Origin of the sequence: Bartonella sp. AP9QHHD (assembly GCF_042195625.1) — a bacterium.
GTDB lineage: Bacteria > Pseudomonadota > Alphaproteobacteria > Rhizobiales > Rhizobiaceae > Bartonella.
Genome location: NZ_JBHIOP010000103.1, coordinates 1 through 4901 on the forward strand (window position 1 = coordinate 1; position 4901 = coordinate 4901).

A 4901-nucleotide genomic window follows, 5' to 3' on the forward strand; every position below is an offset into this window, starting at 1 on the left:
ACACACATGAAATCAATAAGTTATAGCACCATAAAAGTGCTGTGGCGGAGGGGGTGGGAGCGTTATATTTATATAAAATCAATAAGTTATATAAAAGTTCGGGAGTTTTGATTCCGTTGATTATTTTAACTTATTTTATGTCTATCCCGAACCTTTTTGTAGCTTTTTGATTGCTTCTATTGCAAGTCGTTTTCTATCAGCTGTTTTGGTATAAAGGGATGCCATTTTATCTTCTGTCCAGCCAAAAAGCGCTTTCATTTGCGAAACTGTCGCACCAGCATTGGCTGCACGTGTTGCTGCTAATTTTCGCAATCCGTGCGCTGATTTTTTAATACCCGCCGCATTACATGCTTCACGAAAGAGGTTGCCAAAACTTTCTTTGACAAGCTTATTTCCACCTTTACCACAAATAAATGTTTCATTACCTATGGGACCAATTTTAAGGGTTTCCTCTAGTTCTGGTAAAATAGGAAGAAAAACATCTGTTTTAAATTGGCTCTTTTCTGTTTTGAGATAAATGATATTATCTTTGACGTCTTTCCAGCCGATACGAACGGCATCACCACGACGCAAGCCTGTATAAAGAAGAACATCAATCCAGACGCGTTCATGTGTACCATGTGACCAACGGTGATAATATTTGTCTATGTCCTCTTCTAGCCATGGCAGTAATCCCTCACTGTTTAAAGATTTTGGTGCTTTTATATTAAAGGCAGGATTTCTATTTAAAAGGGCATTATCAACCGCCCAATTAAAGAGACCGTTTAAAGAGGTCAAAAAATGTTTTGCAGCTGCGGGGGTCTCTCGCCTTCTGTCTACGGCTTCAAGCATGTGTTGTTTGTTTATGCTTTTATATGCACGATTACCGATATGTTTAGAAACATTATTCAGAATTCGATATTTAACTTTTTTAGTAGATTCTGATTGATTATGCCATTGCATGCTTTGTAAATACTGATGCAACAACCAATCGAAAGACCCTTCTGTGAGTCTGGTACGCCTCTTTGTTTTGGAGGAGCCATTTTGAGCTTGCTTAAGAGCAAGCGTATAATTATCGACAAACTCTTGCGTTCCATAGGTTCCTTCAATCCGAAACCGTGGTCCATGACCAATACGTACATACCATATGATTTTACCATGGCGTGTGCGTTCACGAACAAGATGCGGTGGACGGCGTTTTGGCATGGCTAAAACTTTATACCGTCAACAGAGGGACACGATTTGCTGGTATCGTAGTCTTTTTGTTCATTTTCAAGCGGTGGAAAATCGTCAATGCTATAAGTATTATCTATCGTTCTGGGTGTTACGATTTTATTGATATGAATTAATAATTCACCAGTAGGCTTGATTTCTACAACCTCTGCTCCTTGTTTTTTAGCTTCTCGTAAAGCTCGTGCAATGGCTGGTTGTGTTATAGTAGGTTGGCGGTGTGCCATATCTGTTCCCCTTCATTTTAGATGCAATTCCCCCGTGGCGTGAATCACGCTGGTGTTTAAAAGTTGGTTTTTCGGTGTTAGAAACGGCTTATAGAGATACTATAAGATTAGTAGTTCGTTATTTTCTCATCTGGTTTTTTCTCTAGTTGAGATTCTTCTATCGTCATCAATCCAGTCGTTCCAACATACACATGCATCACCGTAAATTTTTGCATGACCGTAAACATGCGCATCACCGTAAACATGCGCATCACCGTAAACACGCGCCCTATCGTAAATGTATGGTTCTTCGTAAACTTGTGCATTGCCATAAACTTCTGCATTATCAAAAACGTTCGGTTCACCGCAAATATATGCATCACCGTAAACTTCTGCATGACCGTAAATGCATGGTTCATCGAAAACTTCTGCTTTGCCATAAATACGAGAATTGTCGTAAACCTCGGCATAACCGTAAACATGTGCATTTTCGTAAACCTTAGCATCATCATAAACCTTGGCATAACCCCCAACCCAGCAATTGCCATCATGACTTAGATTGTCTTCTTTCTCGATATAGCCGCCAAGATCACCTTTCTTGACGTCCCCCAAATCTCTCAATGCACGAATGCGGCGGAGCGTTTTGCGCCCAACTTCGATTGTTTCATCAGTCAGTTCATATTTCTTTTCCATGGTTTATTTCCTTGATTTGCGTACAATTCACCCATTTCGTGAATCACGCATGACTTAAAAGTGTTAAGAAGGGTGGTGGTGCTAGGAGGCATTTGTGAAGAGAAGCACCTCCATATGTAAAAAATCTGTAAGTTTATTTTTTAGATGTGTTTAATTTCATATTTCCAATCAGGCAATTGAGTAAGAGCTAATGCGAGTTGTCCTCTATGACACATGCATACATTGGCTTCAAAACAGGTGATTGCAACGCGCTTTTTGTTTAAAAAAATTTGATATAATTTGTTTATTGCACAAAAATTATTCTTGAGAGTTGTATTTTGATAATCTTCAAAAAGGCGGTCATAATCTTTTTGTGTTTTCAAATTTCTTCGTTTTTCAGAAGCAATTCCAAGTTCAGGCATATGCATATATTCAATATCAATATTGCTTACAGCTTTTTCTAATTGTCTTTTTGAAAATCCGTGTTTTCTACTTATTGGATTTTTACGAACATCACATAAAGTTTTGATATTGTTTTCTATGAGACAACTAAGATAATTCTCAAGGGACCTACCTTCATAGCCAATGGTAAAAAAACAAAATTCCTCATCTTTAGCAGGCTGTATGATAATATGTTTGATGTTACACACGTTTAATTTCCTTATGTAAAAGGGTGGGGGTGCGGGGAGGAGAGAGCACCCCCATAGGTTTAAGCAGCTTTTGCCAAAATCTTTTGCATCTCTTGTTCTATTTCCCCTAAAAAGATTTCGACAGCTTTATTAATCTCTTCAATGTATTGCTCATCACGGTTGATGCGTTTGATTTTCATTCTCAAACCAGTAGATCTGCCTACAAAGTTTGGATTATAGCTCATGAAATGACACCATTTGCGTCCTGTGCACGCCATTTGGAATTGCATTTGTGCGATATATTCAGGCTTGATTTCGTCATATATAAAGAAGCGCAAATGCGTGGTTGATTGTGGGCATTTGACTTCGATTAAACCGTCCTCTCCAATGAACCCATCAGGACTAGCCCCCGCCATTTCCATTTTTGGGTGGGGGATAAACCCGCATCTTGTGACTTCTGCGTCATAAATGAATTCATATTCTCTCAAGGCATTCTCTTCATGTTCAATGCCCCATTGCATAGCAGGTGTTGTATAAGATTGGCTTATTTCCCCTATTAAGCGTTCTGTCATGAGTTTGATTTTGTAGTCTTCATATTTGCTTGTAGGCAAACCTTTTGCTGTCTTACTGAGTATATTGTAAACGTTTGAAGCAGTGACTTTTCCTAAGCGCGCTTGAAACCATTCTGCTGTTCTTTGTTCCATCTCACACCGCCGTTCCCTGTTCGTGTGGCGTTTCTATATCGGCATCTTGTATAGTAGAATCTGTTTCTGCCTTTTGCCTGTTTTGTTTATCTTTCAAAAGATGTAATACCGTTTGTGCTTGTCCTTCAGACATATCGTCGAGCTTTTTGACGTTGACATAAGCAAGTATTTTTTCTTCTTCTGTTTGGGTTTGTACGACAAGTCTTCTGATTTCATTGATCTGTTGTGGAAAAGCCTTTTTAATAGGCGGGTTTCCATCTGTATCATCATCTTCACTCACGACATTAAGAAGCATGCCTAACAGATATCTGCGTGCGTATGTGATTGCAGAACCAACCGATTGTATATTTGATTTGCATCCTTTAGTGTCATAAGGAAACTTTCCTTCTGTTGAGATTTTATTTCCAGACGGATGCGTCAAAGTCATTTCTATAATTATATTGTCTGAACTCTGTTCTTTGATACGAGAAAACAAAGCAAATCGGTGTTTTGCAAGAGTGTTTTTTACAGCATCAATGTACTGGTCAAGGGTTGCATATTGGCTGTTTGTATGGGTGTTTGTAGAGTTTTTTTGTATTTTTTGATATTCTATTTGCATATTCGAAAGATCACTGGCAAATCTTTCGTAGTTTTGTCGTTCTATTTCTTTTTCTCGTAAGGCAATGAGACGCTCGAGACGATCCATATCGACGTCATTTTCTAAGGCTCTGTTTAAAATACGTTCCATAGCAGTTTGTTTAACCGCTAAGTGATGCGTTTCTTCAATTTCTGTTAGGTTAGTGTTTTGTTTACTCATCTTGATTTCCTCCTATTTGAGCGCAATTCCCCCGTGGCGTGAATCACGCTGGTGTTTAAAAGTTGGTTTTTCGGTGTTAGAAACGGCTTATAGAGATACTATAAGATTAGTCGGTCGTATTTTTTCATTTGGTTTGTTCTCTAGTTGAGGTGAGGTCAGTATTATCAACATACCCATAAGCACCTGCATCATTGGTAATGTATATAGCATCGCAGTTACCAAAAACACGTACATCACCGTAAACTTCTATATATCCATAAAAATGTATACCCTCGTAAACTTCTGCATTACCAAAAACTTGAACATTATCAGAAATTTGTGCATCATCATAAACACGGGCGCCTTCATAAACCCATGCATTATCACCAACCCAGCAATCCCCTTCGTGACTTAAATTGCCCTCATGCTCTATAACCCCCCCTAAATCGCCTTTCTCGACGTTTCCAAAGTCTCGTAAGGCGCGAATGCGGTGGAGAGTTCTGCCATTAACTTCGATTGTTGCGTCTGTCAGTTCGTATTTCTTTTTTATCATGATAACCTCCTCTTAATGCATGCTTTGTCTTTTAAGCTCTTGAGACAGCACACCAATTCCTTTTGCTGTGACTTTTGCGCAAGGAATGACCTTTTCTATTCCATTTGCGGTTTGAAGTGTGATAGTTGGACAATCCATAAGTTTCTTTTGGAT

The 4901-nt window shown here is 38.8% G+C and carries 7 protein-coding genes; all 7 read right to left on the reverse strand.

The window, feature by feature from the left end; genetic code table 11:
• Positions 1-141: 141 nt before the first annotated feature.
• Positions 142-1185: a tyrosine-type recombinase/integrase gene (locus ACFIK4_RS09095; RefSeq protein WP_375615513.1), complete on the reverse strand. Its 1044-nt coding sequence runs from the start codon at positions 1183-1185 to the stop codon at positions 142-144.
• A 2-nt stretch (positions 1186-1187) separates the two neighbouring features.
• The gene (locus ACFIK4_RS09100; RefSeq protein WP_375632710.1) at positions 1188-1436 is read right to left on the reverse strand and encodes a hypothetical protein; all 249 of its coding nucleotides are present in this window, start codon (positions 1434-1436) and stop codon (positions 1188-1190) included.
• A gap of 126 nt (positions 1437-1562) precedes the next feature.
• Complete coding sequence (locus ACFIK4_RS09105) at positions 1563-2108, reverse strand: hypothetical protein (RefSeq protein ID WP_375675796.1); 546 nt, start codon at positions 2106-2108, stop codon at positions 1563-1565.
• A 140-nt stretch (positions 2109-2248) separates the two neighbouring features.
• Entirely contained in the window at positions 2249-2737 is a 489-nt protein-coding gene (locus ACFIK4_RS09110) for a DUF488 family protein (RefSeq protein ID WP_375675797.1), read from the reverse strand.
• A 59-nt stretch (positions 2738-2796) separates the two neighbouring features.
• Positions 2797-3420: a lambda exonuclease family protein gene (locus ACFIK4_RS09115; protein ID WP_375637117.1), complete on the reverse strand. Its 624-nt coding sequence runs from the start codon at positions 3418-3420 to the stop codon at positions 2797-2799.
• Position 3421: 1 nt separating this feature from the next.
• The gene (locus ACFIK4_RS09120) at positions 3422-4216 is read right to left on the reverse strand and encodes an ERF family protein (RefSeq protein ID WP_375637118.1); all 795 of its coding nucleotides are present in this window, start codon (positions 4214-4216) and stop codon (positions 3422-3424) included.
• 124 nt (positions 4217-4340) lie between these two features.
• Positions 4341-4748 carry a hypothetical protein gene (locus ACFIK4_RS09125; RefSeq protein WP_375675798.1) on the reverse strand — a complete coding sequence of 136 codons (408 nt, stop codon included), beginning with the start codon at positions 4746-4748 and terminating at the stop codon, positions 4341-4343.
• Between the last annotated feature and the right edge of the window lie 153 nt (positions 4749-4901).

Coding starts and splice junctions, on each gene's coding strand:
- ACFIK4_RS09100 (WP_375632710.1), bottom strand. CDS start 1,436: ATGGCACACCGCCAACCTACTATAACACAACCAGCCATTGCACGAGCT.
- ACFIK4_RS09120 (WP_375637118.1), bottom strand. CDS start 4,216: ATGAGTAAACAAAACACTAACCTAACAGAAATTGAAGAAACGCATCAC.
- ACFIK4_RS09095 (WP_375615513.1), bottom strand. CDS start 1,185: ATGCCAAAACGCCGTCCACCGCATCTTGTTCGTGAACGCACACGCCAT.
- ACFIK4_RS09125 (WP_375675798.1), bottom strand. CDS start 4,748: ATGATAAAAAAGAAATACGAACTGACAGACGCAACAATCGAAGTTAAT.
- ACFIK4_RS09105 (WP_375675796.1), bottom strand. CDS start 2,108: ATGGAAAAGAAATATGAACTGACTGATGAAACAATCGAAGTTGGGCGC.
- ACFIK4_RS09115 (WP_375637117.1), bottom strand. CDS start 3,420: ATGGAACAAAGAACAGCAGAATGGTTTCAAGCGCGCTTAGGAAAAGTC.